This is a genomic window from Paenibacillus sp. FSL H8-0260, assembly GCF_045040625.1.
Taxonomy (GTDB): Bacteria; Bacillota; Bacilli; order Paenibacillales; family Paenibacillaceae; genus Paenibacillus_AQ; species Paenibacillus_AQ odorifer.
Genome location: NZ_CP150298.1, coordinates 1403508 through 1419033 on the forward strand (window position 1 = coordinate 1403508; position 15526 = coordinate 1419033).

At 44.7% G+C, this 15526-nt stretch carries 14 protein-coding genes; 10 read left to right on the top strand and 4 right to left on the bottom strand.

The annotated features are described in order from the left end of the window. Positions 1 to 1288: 1288 nt before the first annotated feature. The gene (locus MHI51_RS06095) at positions 1289 to 2191 is read right to left on the bottom strand and encodes an NAD(P)-dependent oxidoreductase (RefSeq protein ID WP_405173685.1); all 903 of its coding nucleotides are present in this window, start codon (positions 2189 to 2191) and stop codon (positions 1289 to 1291) included. A 235-nt stretch (positions 2192 to 2426) separates the two neighbouring features. Between MHI51_RS06095 and MHI51_RS06100 the strand changes: the two genes are divergently transcribed. The 3 genes from MHI51_RS06100 to MHI51_RS06110 all read left to right on the top strand — a co-directional run bounded on the left by MHI51_RS06100 (position 2427) and on the right by MHI51_RS06110 (position 5146). Beyond that, positions 2427 to 3782: a glucose-6-phosphate isomerase gene (locus MHI51_RS06100; RefSeq protein WP_036681734.1), complete on the top strand. Its 1356-nt coding sequence runs from the start codon at positions 2427 to 2429 to the stop codon at positions 3780 to 3782. Between the two features lie 146 nt (positions 3783 to 3928). After that, a complete protein-coding gene (locus MHI51_RS06105) occupies positions 3929 to 4561 on the top strand; it encodes a YigZ family protein (protein ID WP_076099036.1) in 633 nt (210 codons plus the stop codon). A 3-nt stretch (positions 4562 to 4564) separates the two neighbouring features. Further along, on the top strand, positions 4565 to 5146 hold the full coding sequence (locus tag MHI51_RS06110) for a TetR/AcrR family transcriptional regulator (protein WP_036681739.1): 582 nt from the start codon (positions 4565 to 4567) through the stop codon (positions 5144 to 5146). Positions 5147 to 5292: 146 nt separating this feature from the next. On the opposite strand, the gene MHI51_RS06115 is transcribed toward MHI51_RS06110, so the two are convergent. Further along, on the bottom strand, positions 5293 to 5694 hold the full coding sequence (locus MHI51_RS06115; protein ID WP_405173686.1) for a secondary thiamine-phosphate synthase enzyme YjbQ: 402 nt from the start codon (positions 5692 to 5694) through the stop codon (positions 5293 to 5295). 208 nt (positions 5695 to 5902) lie between these two features. On the opposite strand from MHI51_RS06115, the gene cysT reads away from it, so the two are divergent. The 7 genes from cysT (at position 5903) to MHI51_RS06150 (ending at position 13546) form a co-directional block, all read left to right on the top strand. Further along, positions 5903 to 6718, top strand: coding sequence for a sulfate ABC transporter permease subunit CysT (gene cysT / locus MHI51_RS06120; RefSeq protein ID WP_076128166.1), 816 nt, complete (start codon positions 5903 to 5905; stop codon positions 6716 to 6718). Beyond that, the gene (locus MHI51_RS06125; protein WP_076104839.1) at positions 6715 to 7512 is read left to right on the top strand and encodes a sulfate ABC transporter permease subunit; all 798 of its coding nucleotides are present in this window, start codon (positions 6715 to 6717) and stop codon (positions 7510 to 7512) included. Before cysT ends, MHI51_RS06125 begins: the two co-directional genes overlap by 4 nt. Before the next feature lies 1 nt (position 7513). Beyond that, complete coding sequence (locus tag MHI51_RS06130; protein ID WP_076104838.1) at positions 7514 to 8578, top strand: sulfate/molybdate ABC transporter ATP-binding protein; 1065 nt, start codon at positions 7514 to 7516, stop codon at positions 8576 to 8578. A gap of 279 nt (positions 8579 to 8857) precedes the next feature. Next, a complete protein-coding gene (locus MHI51_RS06135) occupies positions 8858 to 9925 on the top strand; it encodes a sulfate ABC transporter substrate-binding protein (RefSeq protein ID WP_405173687.1) in 1068 nt (355 codons plus the stop codon). Between the two features lie 139 nt (positions 9926 to 10064). Continuing rightward, the gene (locus tag MHI51_RS06140; RefSeq protein ID WP_076185771.1) at positions 10065 to 10850 is read left to right on the top strand and encodes an MBL fold metallo-hydrolase; all 786 of its coding nucleotides are present in this window, start codon (positions 10065 to 10067) and stop codon (positions 10848 to 10850) included. Positions 10851 to 11162: 312 nt separating this feature from the next. Then, on the top strand, positions 11163 to 11744 hold the full coding sequence (locus MHI51_RS06145; RefSeq protein ID WP_405173688.1) for a GNAT family N-acetyltransferase: 582 nt from the start codon (positions 11163 to 11165) through the stop codon (positions 11742 to 11744). Positions 11745 to 11761: 17 nt separating this feature from the next. Further along, the gene (locus tag MHI51_RS06150) at positions 11762 to 13546 is read left to right on the top strand and encodes an ABC transporter ATP-binding protein (RefSeq protein WP_076128161.1); all 1785 of its coding nucleotides are present in this window, start codon (positions 11762 to 11764) and stop codon (positions 13544 to 13546) included. 71 nt (positions 13547 to 13617) lie between these two features. Here MHI51_RS06150 and MHI51_RS06155 read toward each other — a convergent pair whose 3' ends face one another. Next, positions 13618 to 14421 (bottom strand): Cof-type HAD-IIB family hydrolase, encoded by an 804-nt coding sequence (locus tag MHI51_RS06155; RefSeq protein WP_036681768.1) that lies wholly within the window; start codon positions 14419 to 14421, stop codon positions 13618 to 13620. A 12-nt stretch (positions 14422 to 14433) separates the two neighbouring features. Next, positions 14434 to 15381, bottom strand: coding sequence for a DMT family transporter (locus MHI51_RS06160; protein ID WP_052096830.1), 948 nt, complete (start codon positions 15379 to 15381; stop codon positions 14434 to 14436). Positions 15382 to 15526: the final 145 nt, after the last annotated feature.

Sequence of the window (15526 nt, forward strand, 5' to 3'; positions counted from 1 at the left end):
ATGCCAATAGCGACTATGGAGTCCGATAGCATGCCAAATGTGGGATTATACTGCGAATAAGGTCAGCTGAGTCCGAAGGTGCTGTGTCATCACCAACTTTAGGCACCGGGTCCTCACCAACCCACTGCGTAACTACCCAGATGACGTTAACACTAGATCAACACCAATGTAGTACCGGGTCAACACCAATCCTACCGCTTAAGGACCCAGCTGACGCTATTAGCAAATTGATAGCCTTTTGAGCAAGTTTTCGGACTCCAGTGCAGCTATTTCATAGAAACAGGCTCATAATTGGCGCTTTTTATGCCAATAGCGAATATGGAGTCCGATATCATGCCAAATGTGGGATTATGCTGCAAATAAGGTCAGCTGAGTCCGATGGTGCTGTGTCATCACCAACTTTGGCACACGGTTAGCGCCAACCCACTGCGTACGGACTCAGATGGCGTTAACACTAGATCAACACCAATGTAGTACCGGGTCACCACCAATCCTACCGCTAAGGACCTAGATGACGCTATTAGCAAATTTATAGTCTTTTGAGCAGGTTTTCGGACACCAGTGCAACTATTCCATGGAAATAGCCTCATAATTGGCGCTTTTCATGCCAATAGCGACTATGGAGTCCGATAGCATGCCAAATGTGAGATTATACTGCGAATAAGGTCAGCTGAGTCCAATAGAGATGGCTGTGTACCGCAGAGGTTACTTAGTTAAAGGAGCTTAAGGTTTGGAGCGAGGGAGAGGTTCCAGAAAATACGGGATATACCGTAGTCATCAAGCGATCATCTTGGTAACCAATTTGCAACTAACCAGCAACTCACCCAGTGACTATCCAACAACTTCTCCAGTATCTATCCAACAATTCAGCGCTCCTTCAGTAACTTTTCTGAAATTATCTAACAACTCATCCAGTAACTTCTCCAGCACTTACCCAACATTTCAGCACTCCCTCAGTAACTTTTAAGCGACTATTTAGCAACTCATCAGTAACTCCACCAGCACAATCCACCTTTTCATCACTAATACAGTAACTTTTGCGACAAACCAGTACTTCGCGACCTTCTTAGTAACTATCCCACCAACACCACCACAACGTTCTGAGTAACTCCACAGCAACCAATATTTTCTTGCACTACAACTGTTAATTTGGTATTATAATTATACAAACAAACGTTCGTATAATTGGTTCGACAATGGGATTGTCCATAAAGAAAAGACCGCATCGCAATATCATGTGCGAGGCGGTCGTAAATGTTCTTATGAAGTAGGTTTTGAGCTCTTGGATTTATTTATTGGATACATTTGCACCCATCTTTTGGCCGATCCACTCTTCGTAACATTTCACTACGGCAGAGAGATCTTCTTCACCATAACCTTGGGTGAATCCAGCTTGGAACATGCTTTTAGCCAAGCCCAGCATAGGAGAAGGAACGCCTGTTGCATCGCTGTGGGCAGAGGCAAGCTTCAAATCCTTAAGCATTAGAGCGAGGGAGAATTGATTGCTGAAATCATCTTCTATGATTTTACGGCCTTTAAGCTCAGCTTGTTTGCTGCCCGCAGAACCAAGTTGTACCAGTTCCAGGAACTTGTCTGCTGGTACGCCTGATTTAACAGCAATGGCGAATCCTTCGGCTAGGGCAACATTATGAATACCAACCATAGCATTGTGAGCCAGCTTGGCCACAGCGCCGCTGCCGTTCTCACCCATATGTAGCAGCTTCTTACCCAAAGTATCAAAGATATCATGATGTTGTTCTATGACCTCAGCACTACCGCCGACCATGAACACTAAGGTTCCTTCAATCGCTGCCGGTTTGCTTCCAGTTACTGGCGCGTCTAGGAAATGTCCACCGCGCGCTTCTACAGCAGCGGCAATCTCACGAACTAGTCCTGGTGAAATTGTGCTGGAATCAATAATTAGTCCACCAGGCTTCACAGCATCAAGTATACCATCTTGACCATAAAACACTTCACGAACCGAATCATCATTGCTGATCATGGTAATAATAACATCCTTACCCTCAGCCGCTTCGCGGGGCGTGAGAGCAGTCTGGGCACCTTCTGCTTCAAGAGGTTTACACTTGGCTGCCGTACGGTTGTATACCGTAACCTGAAAGCCGCCATGTAGTAAATTGGAGGCCATAGGCGCACCCATTGTTCCGAGTCCGATAAAACCGATTTGTTTCATTTATATAGCCACCTTCCGTTTTCTTTATTCTATCACGGCACTTTGTCCAGCACCACAGCACACCTAAGTCTTTTGATACAGGAAACGCTTCCAAGGAACTTTGGAAAACTTGGTTCTAATGCCCTCTATGTGCCCTAAGACCTTGCCAGTCAAGGCAAATTAAAGTATCCTAATTATAAAGTTGTAACAAACGGTTTTAAATTTAAAGAGATAAAACAGGAGGTTACCATTACCGATGTCTAAGAAGATTAATTTTGACTACACAAAAGCTCTTTCGTTTTTTAACCAACAAGAAATCGACAACCTTGCCGCCCCAGTTAAGCTAGCACACGAACAGTTGCATAACAAAACTGGTGTAGGCTCTGACTACCTTGGATGGATCGATCTGCCGACAGCTTACGATAAGGAAGAATTCGCTCGCATTCAACAAGCTGCTAAGAAGATCCAAAGCGATTCCGAGGTACTGATTGTAATTGGTATCGGAGGTTCTTATCTGGGAGCACGCGCAGCTATTGAGGCGCTATCGCATTCTTTCTACAATAACCTTTCTAAAGATAAACGCAAAACTCCAGAAGTTTATTTCGCTGGTAATAACATTAGCTCTACATACATCACGCATCTGCTTGATCTAGTAGAAGGCAAAGACTTCTCCGTGAACGTAATCTCCAAATCAGGAACTACTACTGAGCCAGCGATTGCTTTCCGCATTTTCCGCGCTGCTCTGGAGAAGAAATACGGCAAGGAAGAAGCTCGTAAACGCATTTACGCTACTACAGACAAGGAAAAAGGTGCCCTTAAGAAATTGGCAACTGAAGAAGGTTATGAATCCTTCATCATTCCAGACGATGTGGGCGGACGTTACTCCGTATTGACACCTGTAGGCTTGCTGCCAATTGCTGTAGCTGGCATTAACATTGAAGAAATGATGCAAGGTGCTGCTGCCGCTGCGGATGAGTTCAACAATCCAGATGTAGCTACTAACCAAGCTTATCAATATGCTGCAGTTCGTAACGCGCTATACCGTAAAGGTAAAACAACTGAAATCCTCGTCAACTATGAGCCTTCCTTACACTTTGTATCTGAGTGGTGGAAACAATTGTTTGGCGAAAGTGAAGGTAAGGACTTCAAAGGAATTTATCCTTCTTCCGTTGATTTCTCCACAGATCTACACTCCATGGGTCAATTTATCCAAGAAGGTAACCGCAACATTTTTGAAACGGTTATCCAAGTAGATCAAGTAGCTCATCATGTTACGATTGAGAATGATCCGGATGATCTGGACGGCTTGAACTTCTTAACAGGTAAGACTATGGATTTCGTGAATAAGAAAGCTTTCCAAGGTACAATGCTTGCACATACAGATGGTCAAGTACCCAACCTTATCGTTACTATTCCTGATCAAACACCATACACCTTTGGATATTTGGTGTACTTCTTTGAAAAAGCCTGCGGTATCAGCGGATACTTGCTCGGTGTTAACCCATTTGACCAACCAGGCGTAGAAGCATACAAGAAAAACATGTTCGCATTGCTTGGCAAACCAGGTTACGAAAAAGAAAAAGCAGAGCTGGAAGCAAGACTTACTGAATAGTATTGCAGTAGGTTTTACAATAGCTATTAATCACAGAACATTCATACTAATGTAAGTCACCAGGAGCAGTCCATAGGTAATCCAATACCGGGACTGCTCCTGACATTATATGAAGACATCATATGTAAATAAGGACTGGAATAATTATGTTAGAACAATACCAAACGGTCCGCTCTTCCGGCTCAAAGGAAGTTGTGATCCGTAAATCTCGTTTCATTGGTCATGTTATGCCAGTGGAGAATGAAGAAGAAGCTTTATTGTTTATCGAGGACATCAAGAAGAAACATTGGAACGCAACGCATAACTGTTCTGCTTATGTGATTGGGGAGAGAGACGAAATCCAGAGGCAATCGGACGACGGGGAGCCGAGTGGTACAGCCGGTAAACCGATTTTGGAAGTAATCCGCAATCAGGGAGTTAAAAATGTCGCAATCGTAGTGACCCGTTATTTCGGAGGCATTATGCTGGGTGCCGGTGGGCTGATTAGAGCTTATACGGATGGAGCAGTGCTTGCGCTTGAAGCAGGAGAAGTAATCACCCGTGTACTGAGACGAGAGGTATTCGTAGAGATAGAGTACACTTGGCTGGGCAAGGTTGAGAACGAACTTCGAGGAAGAGGGATTCAGACTGGCGAGACTTTGTTCACCGACAAAGTAACGTTGTTATGTTTGCCGCGAAATGATGAGGGTGACACTTTTATGGCATGGATAACAGATCTAACCCAAGGGCAAGCCCTGATAACAGAAGGGCGGCGGATTTACTACAGCGAAGGGGATTAGTATATGGCAAGGAGAGCAGTGGAGCAGGAGTTGTCGAGGGAAAGGATTTTAGAGGCCGCTAGGCATCTGTTTATAACCAAAGGGTATCGGGCAATTTCAATGCGAAGTATTGGTCAGCATTTGGGATATAGCCACGGCTCTCTCTATTATCATTTCAAGGAAAAGGCGGAGTTGTTCTACGCTATTGTTGTAGAGGATTTTAATCATGTGGCTGCTTTACTCAGTCAAGTGATGAATAAACCGCCTGAAGAAGGAATGACAAGGGTAGAACAGCTGATTATGGAATTTATTAGATTTGGAATAGATCATCCCTATCAATATGAAATTATGTTCATGATTCGCGATGAGGAATTGCTAGCTTATTGTAGAGCAGAACAGGGACGATGTTTTGATTTATTCTCCAGTATTGTGCGCCGTCATATGAAGGAAGAGGGATATGTGTCTGAGGACTGGCAGAATGTGCCGTTAACAATGTTCTTGTCTGCACACGGATTTATTTCTTATTATATCCAGGACAAAGTATCGTTTGACGATGTGAAAGAGGCAGCGTTAGCTCATATAAAGGTTTTATGTCGCAGCCTTTAAAATGCTGTTTTTTTTATAGATCTTCACTTTAAAGCTGTGCATTGGTATAACACTGCTTCTCTGCTTGATGAAAGTATTACTAGACTCTAGTTATAGTCTAAATGGCCGCTCCGCAGCGATAACGGAAGCGGCCATTTGTATGTTTATTATCCCTCTACTATTTTTAAGCAACATTGCCGGCGTCTAGGTCCATCGAACTCACAGAAATAAATACCTTGCCAACGACCGAGAATTAATTCACCTTCGTGGATGATCAGGGTCTGGGAAGGCCCGGTAGTAATAGATTTAAGATGAGAGGCAGTATTGCCTTCCTCATGCCGATACTTCGGATGCTCCCAAGGGTAGACTTCATCCAAACGCATCAGAACATCATGCTTCACATCAGGATCCGCATTTTCATTAATAGCAATACCAGCAGTGGTATGAGGACAATAAACTACAATCAATCCGTCTTGAACTCCACTTTTTTTCACATAAGAAATGACTTCCCGAGTAATATCACGTAATTCATCCCGCTTTGTAGTAGTGATCTCCAGAGTATGCAACATAATCAATCCCCTTCCTGTGAGGTGCCATTTTTTAGTGTACCTTTGATACATATATTTTAACCTAAATTCACTTGAAAGTAATTGACGGCGGTGAGAAGGATTTGGTAAAGTAGTAATAATATAAAACCAAGTATATAAATAGGAATAATTAATGAGGATTTTGGTTAGTATACCGACCGGTTATCCGGAGGTGGGAGGGCAAAAATCATTGAATTCGCTGCTTAGACACAAAGGCTGGACTTGGGGTTTCCGAACTACAATTTTGCTCTATTTTGTAGTATTGATCGTGTTGCCCATACTCGGGGTCTATTACAACTCTTTTTCTCTTGGTTTTGGCAATTTTGTGGAAAGCGTCAGCGATCCAATTGCTTGGAAGTCGGTGCTGCTAACCTTAAAGCTGGCGATTTTCGCCACTTTAATTAATGTTTTGTTAGGAACTATGATTGCTTGGGTCCTTATTCGTTATCAATTTGCTGGTAAAGCGCTGCTAAACAGTCTGGTCGATTTACCTTTTGCACTACCAACAGCTGTCGGAGGTTTGATGATTCTACTGCTGCTTGGACCAGGTAGCCTTATCGGCAAAGCAGCTGAGGCACTTGGATTTGAAATTGTTTTTCATCAACCGGCTATCGTAATTGCTATGGTGTTCGTGACGTTTCCATTCGTGATTCGAGCGGTTCAGCCCTTGCTGGAGGAATTGGACCCATCCGAAGAGGAAGCAGCATATACAATGGGTGCCAAGGGGGCAAGGGTATTCTGGCAAGTTATTCTTCCATCAATGGCGCCTGGGATGATCAGTGGTGGGATGCTCGCATTTTCAAGGGCGCTTGCGGAATTTGGTGCAGTGGTACTCGTCGCAGGTAATATTCCGGGCCGTACGCTTGTATCTTCTGTTTTTATTTTTGGTGAAGTTGAAAGTGATAATCCGGTCTCCGCCGCTGCGGTTTCTGTTATTCTCTTGACCTTATCCTTTCTCATTCTTTGGCTGATTAATATGCTGCAGATGCGGGGGAGACGCTCATGAGGAAATTATGGATTGCTCTTACTTATTTAGTGTTTTTTCTGCTCATTGCTGCTCCATTAGGAAAAATGGCTATCGGTGCTTTTAGTGAAGGATTTGGTGGTTTCTGGAATGCTCTGACTAGGCCCGAAGCGCTGCATGCGCTCATGATGACTGGGCTTGTTGTGATAGTAGTTACGTTATTAAATACATTGTTCGGTATTATGATGGCTCTGTATCTTGTTCGGGCGAACTGGATCGGCAAGCGTCTAAAAGGATTATTGAACAGTATTGTGGATTTGCCTTACGCGGTATCCCCTGTAATCGGAGGATTGATGATTGTCCTGTTGCTGGGTCCCGATAGTACCTTGGGAGCGATTTTTGAGGGGATTGGACTAAAGATCGTTTATGCGATTCCCGGGATGATCATTGCCACTTTATTTGTTACCTTTCCTTTAATGGTGCGTGAGGTTATGCCGGTGCTTCAGGAGATTGGTTCACAGCAGGAGGAAGCGGCTTCGACATTGGGCGCTCGTAGCTGGACTATTTTTTGGAAGGTAACTTGGCCTTCGATTCGTTGGGCGGTTGTGTATGGTGTCATTCTTACGGTGGCACGTTCACTTGGAGAGTTCGGCGCGGTACTTGTGGTTTCGGGGAACATTATGAACAAAACTCAGACGGCGACAACTTTAGTCTATCAGGATGTTGAGAATTTTAATGTGACGGCTGCTGGAGGAATAGCGCTAGTTCTGGCTGCATTTTCCGCAGGTCTGCTGCTGTTGATGGAATGGACCAAGAGAAGAAAGGAAGTGCAGTAATATGCATGTAGAAGTGCGGGGGTTAAACAAGCATTTTGGAGATTTTCATGCGGTCAAGGACGTCAATTTCACCATTACAAAAGGTCACCTGATTGGATTGCTCGGCCCAAGTGGAGGCGGGAAAACCTCAATTCTACGTATGCTGGCGGGACTGGAGTCACCGGATACCGGAGAGATTATTTTTCATGGTCAGACGGTGAACAATCTTCCTCCTCAAGAACGTGGGATCGGCTTCGTCTTCCAGAACTATGCACTCTTCAAACATATGACTGTATTTGATAATATCGCTTTTGGCTTAAAGGTTAAAAAGGCTAACAAAACAGCTATCCGCGATCGAGTTATGGAACTTGTGGAGCTTACAGGGTTAAAAGGGTTCGAGAAACGTTATCCGCATCAGCTATCAGGGGGACAACGTCAGCGTGTGGCTTTTGCACGTGCGCTTGCGCCTGAACCACAGCTGCTGCTTTTAGATGAACCTTTTGCCGCTATTGATGCGAAGATCCGCCAGGAGCTGCGCGCTTGGCTGCGTGAACTGATTGAGCGTGTAGGTATCACCTCTATTTTTGTAACCCATGACCAAGATGAAGCGATTGAAGTAGCGGATGAAATTATGATCATTAATCAAGGACGTTTGGAACAAAAGGGTACCCCGTGGGATATTTACAAGGAACCCAAAACACCGTTCGTGGCAACATTTATCGGCGAATCTACGCTGATTGAGAACGCTTCTGAGGTTAAAGGCTTTACAGGTGCGGGGGACGGTAAGCCTACCAAAGCGCTGATTCGTCCTGAATATATTGAAGTGGGTAACCTGCATGAGTTCAAGATGGCTTCTGCCACGGAAAAAGGTGTTGTGAAACATCTGCATTTCCGCGGCAGCGAATGGCTCGTTGAGGTTGAAGTAAATGGCCACAAGCTGGTCACCTACCGTTCGTTGGAGAAAGAAACCTTGCAGCCGGGTCAGGAAATCTCAGTACTGGTACATCGGGCTTATCTGTTTAATGATGAGCGCAGCTGGATCCAGGAGAACAACCTGAAAGAAGATCCAATGCCAATTTTTATTTAAAAATAAATAAAATGATTTTCAATTTTTTCTGATAGTAGCGAATGTGATAATGAAGTGGAAGTTTGGAACTGTAGGAGCGGAGCGACCGCCTTTGTTTCCGGATTTAATCCGCTGAGGATATAAAATTAATAAATCTGGGAACAACAGCGGCCGAAAGTCCAAACATTCCGCGTAATTACGGCAAATACCGAACGTTGGTTACTTGAATTTTAAGTTTCAGCCATAGAGCTACTTTCAAGGAAATATTAAAAATCATTACCTCGAAGGATGTGGGCCGCAATGAATATCAAAAGGAGCAGACAACTGCACGGATGTTTTGCTGCCCTAATGCTGGCCATACTCACGCTGACAGCAGTCGGCTGCGGGAATGAGAAGGCAGCTACGACGATGGCAGAGCCTTCGAAGCAAGGGGATGTTACGCTGGTAATTGGCGCATACAGTGTGGCTAAGGATGCGATGCAGGATATTTTGCCGTTATTTGCTGCCAAGTGGAAGGCGGATACGGGTCAGGATATTAATTTTCAGGAGTCTTATGAGGCTTCAGGGACACAGGCGAGAGCGATTGTAGGTGGATTTGAAGCGGATGTGACGCTGCTAGCCATGGAAGGTGATGTCGAGAAGCTAGTTAAGGCTGGACTCGTAGCGCCAACATGGAAAGAGCAGGGTGAACAAGGCATGGTAACACGTTCAGTAGTAGCTCTTGGTACCCGCGAAGGAAATCCCAAAGGCATTCGCGATTTTGCGGACTTAGCCAAGCCAGGGATTAAAGTGTTATATCCAAACCCGAAGACCTCTGGTGGTGCGCAATGGGATATCAACGCGATCTATGGGGCTGGTCTGAAGCTGTCAGAGGAGCAGGAGGGGGCAAAGGATCCAGCAGCAGCCAAAGCTTTTTTGGAAAGCATCCATGCCAATGTAGAGTCTCTGGATAAGAGTGGCCGCGCTTCTATGGCAGCCTTCGAGTATGGAGTGGGGGATGTAATTGTCACCTATGAGAATGAACTGCTGGCCCGGATTGCTCAGGGAGTCAAATACGAAGTCATTATTCCTAAAAATACAATTCTGATTGAGAATCCGGCGGCTGTTGTAGAGAAATATGCGGATGAGCATGGGACACGCATAGCATCAGAAGCACTGGTTGATTTTTTGATAACCCCACAAGCACAAGAGATCTTTGCAAAATATGGCTTTCGTCCCGTGGATAAACAAGTCTATGCTGAGCACAAAAGCGATTACCCTGATCCGGCGGGCCTCTTTGATATTAACTATTTAGGAGGCTGGGATGAGGTGCGAAGCTCACTTTATTCCAAGCGTGGAATTTGGTATCAGGTACTTGCCGGAATATAAGGTAAAGGTATAACAAAAGAGTCATCCCAGCAGTTCATCTGTGGTGGGGATGGCTTTTTTTGGTGGGTCTCTTTAAGATAGAGAGAGGGTAATTTAGATTTATTACTTCGTTGAAGAGAACCTGAAGGAGAGATAGCAGATGGATACGTTGGTGTTTTTGGGTACAGGGGATGCCATGGGGGTTCCTCGGGTATATTGCAGTTGTGAGACCTGTACAGAGGCAAGGGAACAGGGTAAAAATATTCGCCTGCGCTCTTCTGTACTTATAGATAATGGCAGTGACTTTTTAGTGATCGATTGTGGGCCTGACTGGCGGCGTCAGATGGAGGCGCAGGGAGTACGGAATATGCGCAGACTGCTGGTGACACACGCTCATTTTGATCATATTGGTGGGCTGCCGGAATGGGCGGATTCTTGCCGCTGGATGGGATATAAGGGCCAGCTCTATGCCCCAGCAGAAGTGATCCCGATAATAGAGCGGCAATATCCATGGCTGCGCAATCAGATCGAGATGATTCCTTGTGATGAAGGCATAGAGCTAGACGGCTGGACAATTGATACCTGGAAAGTGAACCATGGCAAGAATGGATACTCGTATGCTTTTCGTCTGGAGAAGGAGGGCTATGTATGGGTGTATTGTCCAGATTCCATTTCTCTTGGAGCTGAAGAGACACGCCTGATGCATGGAGCTGACTTGCTGGTATTAGGTACAAGCTTCTATTACGAAGCAGCGGAGTTATCGACTCGTTCTGTATACGATATGACGGAAGCAGCGGAGCTGCTGCAAACTGTGAAGCCTCAAAAGGCAATCTATACCCATATGTCGCATGATGTGGATATGAGAAAATCATATATTTTACCGGAAAATGTTACGCTGGCCGAGACGGGGATGAGAATACCCTTAGGGTCTTCGGAGATCAGCTGAAATTTAGATAAAAAGAAAACTCCCTTTTGCTGGAAGGGAGTTTTCTTGATCCTATTTAACCTGTTATATTCCGCCTTGTTGAATCCGTTTAATTAACTCTTCAAGCCAATAAATGGAGTGGTCCGCTTTAGTTGAGATATTCACTAAATCAAAAAGGGACATCATTCGGGCAACTTCAGCCTGTTGATGTTCCTTTTGTGATTTCTATTGCATTCAGTATTCAGATCCCCATTTATACTATATAATCAAAAAGCATATCGTATTATTTTTACATATTTAGAATAATTATCATCGCCAAAGGAGGAGTATGAAGTGGCTGACTCCAAGGATCCAATCCTGCTTGATTTTCCCGAGAGTTTTGAAACAGAGAGGCTGCTCATTCGTGCCCCTTTATGGGGAGATGGAGTTAGCATGAATGAGGCTATCCGTGAAAGTATAGATGAATTGAGACCTTGGATGGCTTTTGCTCAAGTAATACCCACATTAGAAGAATCAGAGAAAGTTACTAGAGAAGGCAGACTGGAGTTTCTAAAAAGGGATAAGCTACATATGCGTATTTTTAGAAGGGATACGGAGGGTTTTATCGGCTGCATTAGCCTGCATCATCTAAACTGGGAACTCCGCAATTTTGAGATTGGTTATTGGATCCGGAGCGCCTGTGCAGGCAAAGGATATATGACAGAAGCCGTAAATGGAATCACCAATTTTGCCATACGGGAATTAGGGGCGAATCGTCTCGAAATCTTTTGTAGTGCACGAAATATCAAAAGTGCCGCGGTAGCCGAACGTGCGGGTTTTACACTGGAGGGGATCCTGCGCAGTGCGAATCTTGGGTATGACGGGGAACGGCATGACAGTAAGGTGTTCGCTAAGGTTAGAGGTATAGAATTTTAAGTGAGAGGGCTGGTTCTTTGAAGCAGAAAGGCGTATTTTCAAGATTAAGTACATATATGTTAAGGCACAAGCTCTTATATACGATTTTATTATTTACGACTTTATTTGGAATTGTTCTGGATTTAACGATTGCTTGGCTGCTCTCAGTAATTACGGATGCTGCGGTTAGACTCGATGTGAAAGCTTTTAAAGGGCTGGTTATTTTCGGATTAATCTACTTATTAGTGAGTGCAATTAATGGTTTCATCGATCGATATCTCAAAAATAAAATCGCAGCTAAGATCAGAAATGAGCTGCGGTTGGATATGATGCGGCATGCCTTAGCTCTTCCTCAGTCTTATTTTGACCGTAATCATTCCGGGGATTTATTGTCCCGCTTTACTAATGATAATCAATCTGTTGGTAATGCTACAGGCGAGGTAATGATTGATCTAATCCGTAACCCTTTACTAGCCCTCGCGGCATTTGGTTATTTGCTCTATATTAACTGGCTACTGGCATTGATCTGTTTTGCAATGGGGCCTTTGATGTTCCTTACGGGAAAAATCTTTGGTTCAGCGATGCGTGAGAACAGTGTGAAGATTCAGACTAATATGAGCAAGATTACTTCCTTTTTACATGACATTCTAGGCAGTAGTATGGTGTTTAAATCCTTTAGCATTGAACGCAGACTAATGAAGCAGTATCAGGAGCATAGTGAGAATATTACTTCTGAAGAATTGAAGCGGGGAAGAATTGAGGGAGCTACTGGCTCATTCTCCTCTTTTTTGGGAAACTTTACGTTTCTTCTGGCGCTGGTCGTGGCTGGTTATTTTGTGGCAAAAGGATCACTTGAGGTCGGTGCGATGATTGCTTTCATCCAGCTCATGAATTATTTAGTGATGCCGTTCTCTTCACTGCCGGGACTGATCAATTCGATGCAGCAATCACTTGGGGCGGCGGGACGGATCTTTGAGGTGTTGGATAGCCCGGTGGAGGTTGAGACCCTTCCAGAAGTGGAGACTAAGCAACCAGAATTTGAGAGTATGGTTATGTCGTCGATCTCTTTCTCGTATCCGGGAGCAGAGAGACAAAGTATAAACAAGATTAGCTTAGAGCTTCAAAAAGGAACCCAGATGGCGGTTGTGGGACCGAGTGGTGGAGGTAAATCTACGCTTTTCAAACTATTGCTGGGATTGTATGAACCCGATGAAGGCGAAGTAATAATCAATGGGCAGCGGATCAACGAGATGAGTCTGGCTAAGCTTAGAAGTTATTTTTCCTATGTGCCGCAAGAGGCAGGTCTTTATACAGGAAGCATTCGTGATAATATCCGGAATGGAAATCCAGAGGCGGATGAGCAAGAAATTCTGGAAGCTTTGCGAAAAGCGAATGCCTATGATTTTGTAATGGAATTGCCTGAGGGACTGGATACTGATATTGGTGAGGAAGGCTCACGACTGTCCGGGGGACAACGTCAGCGGCTTTCCATTGCAAGAGCAATTCTGAGAAACGCTCCTATTCTACTGTTGGATGAAGCTACTGCTGCACTTGACAATGAATCAGAAAAACTGGTGCAGCAGGCCATTCGTAAACTAATGGGAGACAAAACTACACTCGTTATCGCGCACCGTTTATCTACGATTCAGAACGCTGATATCATTCTCGTGATGGAGAATGGTGAAATTGTGGAGAGTGGAACGCATGATGTACTGCTTGCTGCTGAAGGAAGATATAATGATTTGTACTATTCTCAGCTAGAGCAGGAAGAAGAGAGTGGAATGGGACCCGAGAAAGTGGAATTAGCTTCTACAGGAGTTTGAGTTTTGGAATAAAAAAGGGTGCAGCAACGTCATGAAATATGGCGTTGCTGCACCCTTTTGCTTAAGGAAGTTTAGTTCACTTTATTAAGAATGAATTTATCAATCGCATATTTCACGCCATCGTCATTGTTGCTTAAGGTCACGAAATCAGCAATTTCTTTCAGAGCAGGAATAGCATTCTCCATAGCGACGCCAAGTCCGGCAGCTTCCAGCATCTCATGGTCGTTCCAAGAATCACCTACAGCGATGGTCTCGGAAAGATCACAGCCGTAATGTTTGGCTAGGAATTCAAGTGCAATGCCCTTGGTTCCTTCATGATGCATGATTTCCAGGAAGTGTGGTTTGGATTTGGTAATATGCACGGAATCACCAAGCAATTCATGCAGGATTGGAGCAAGTTCATCCAAGAAATCAGGATCATCGATAATTAGCATTTTTGGTGTTTTTTGCGGGACAAGCTTTTCCCAGTCAGGCTCAATAAAATATTGCGTTTTATTCAAGTCCGTATAGTCTTTGATCTTTTGGTTGTCTTCACGGGCATATAGCTTGTCGTCAATGTAAGTTTGCAGATGCAGATTATGCTCCACGCAGTAAGTGAACAGCTTGCGGACTGCATCTTGCGGGACGTAACGCTCATACAGTACTTTTTCATCGAGCAAGTTCTTAACGAGTGCACCCTGGTAAGTAATGATAGGTACGTTTAGTCCAGTTTGACGGGCAATGGCTTGAGCGGAAGCGTAAGCACGGCCTGTAGCAAGGGTTACAACAACACCTGCGGCAACAGCCTCTTCAAGCGCAGTTTGGGTAGCAGGTGTTACTTCCTTGTCGTCATTAATCAGAGTGTCATCAATATCAATCGCGATCAATTTGTACATTTGTCTCTCTCCTTATCTCTTTCTAAATAGATGTAATTTGGAAAAATAACTCTTCTTATGTTGATTCTGACCCGGTTCCGGGCTCAGCTCTGCCATAAGCATAGCCCCCAGAATACAACCACAACCGAGCAGAGCGGACAACCCGAGTGTTTCCCCGCCAAAGGCTAAGCCCGTCAGAACGGCAAATACCGGTTCTGTGGCATAAATAATGGCTACCCGTGATGGGGTAGTATATTTCTGACAGGCGGTTTGAATCCAGAAGGCAAAAGCGCTGGTTGGCCCGATGGAGATCAGCAGAGCCCAAAGCACATCTGGGTCCTTAATCAGCTCCCCGCTGTGGGCGAGCGGTGTTGCCCCTTCAAAAATAAGCGAGGCAGCAATACTGAACAGCCCAACGAAAGCAAGCTGCAGAGTAGCTAGCGGCAACGCCGGATAATGAGGTGCATAAACGCCAGTATAGGCTACCTGTAACGCAAAAGCTATGGCACACAGAAGAATCAAGGCATCGCCTTTATTCAAGGATAATGCAGAGCCCGTGAAGGTCAACAGATAAAGCCCGATTGCGGCGAGTGCCGCACTGAACCAAGTGTATCGTGAAATCGCATGCTTCAATAGGGCAAGAGACAGAAAGGGAACTAGGACAACCGATAGCCCGGTAATAAAGCCGGTATTAGAGGTTGTTGTATATAGAAGTCCCATCGTCTGAAAGCCATAGCCCATAAACAAAAAAAGGCCAAGCAGCAGAGAATCGCGTACCATGCGGAAACTAAGCTGTTTCCAATCCTTGCGGTAAAAAATAACTGTGATTAGAGCCAGCAACAGGGCAGCGCCCATAAAGCGGATACTATTAAACGCGAGCGGTGGCAACACCTTGACAGCATTTTGTACAATCAGAAAGGTACATCCCCACATCATCGCCACTAACAGCAGGCTAAAATCGGCTATACGGGAACGCTTCACTACTTAGGTCATCCTTTCTTCAGCAGCTGCCGTCTCTATGTAGACGACAAGGTCAAGTTGTCCAAATTGTATCGTATATTCATGGGGAGGACAAGATAGAAATCGCGTAAAGGCTTATATACTAAGCGATTTCAGCGTTTTATGT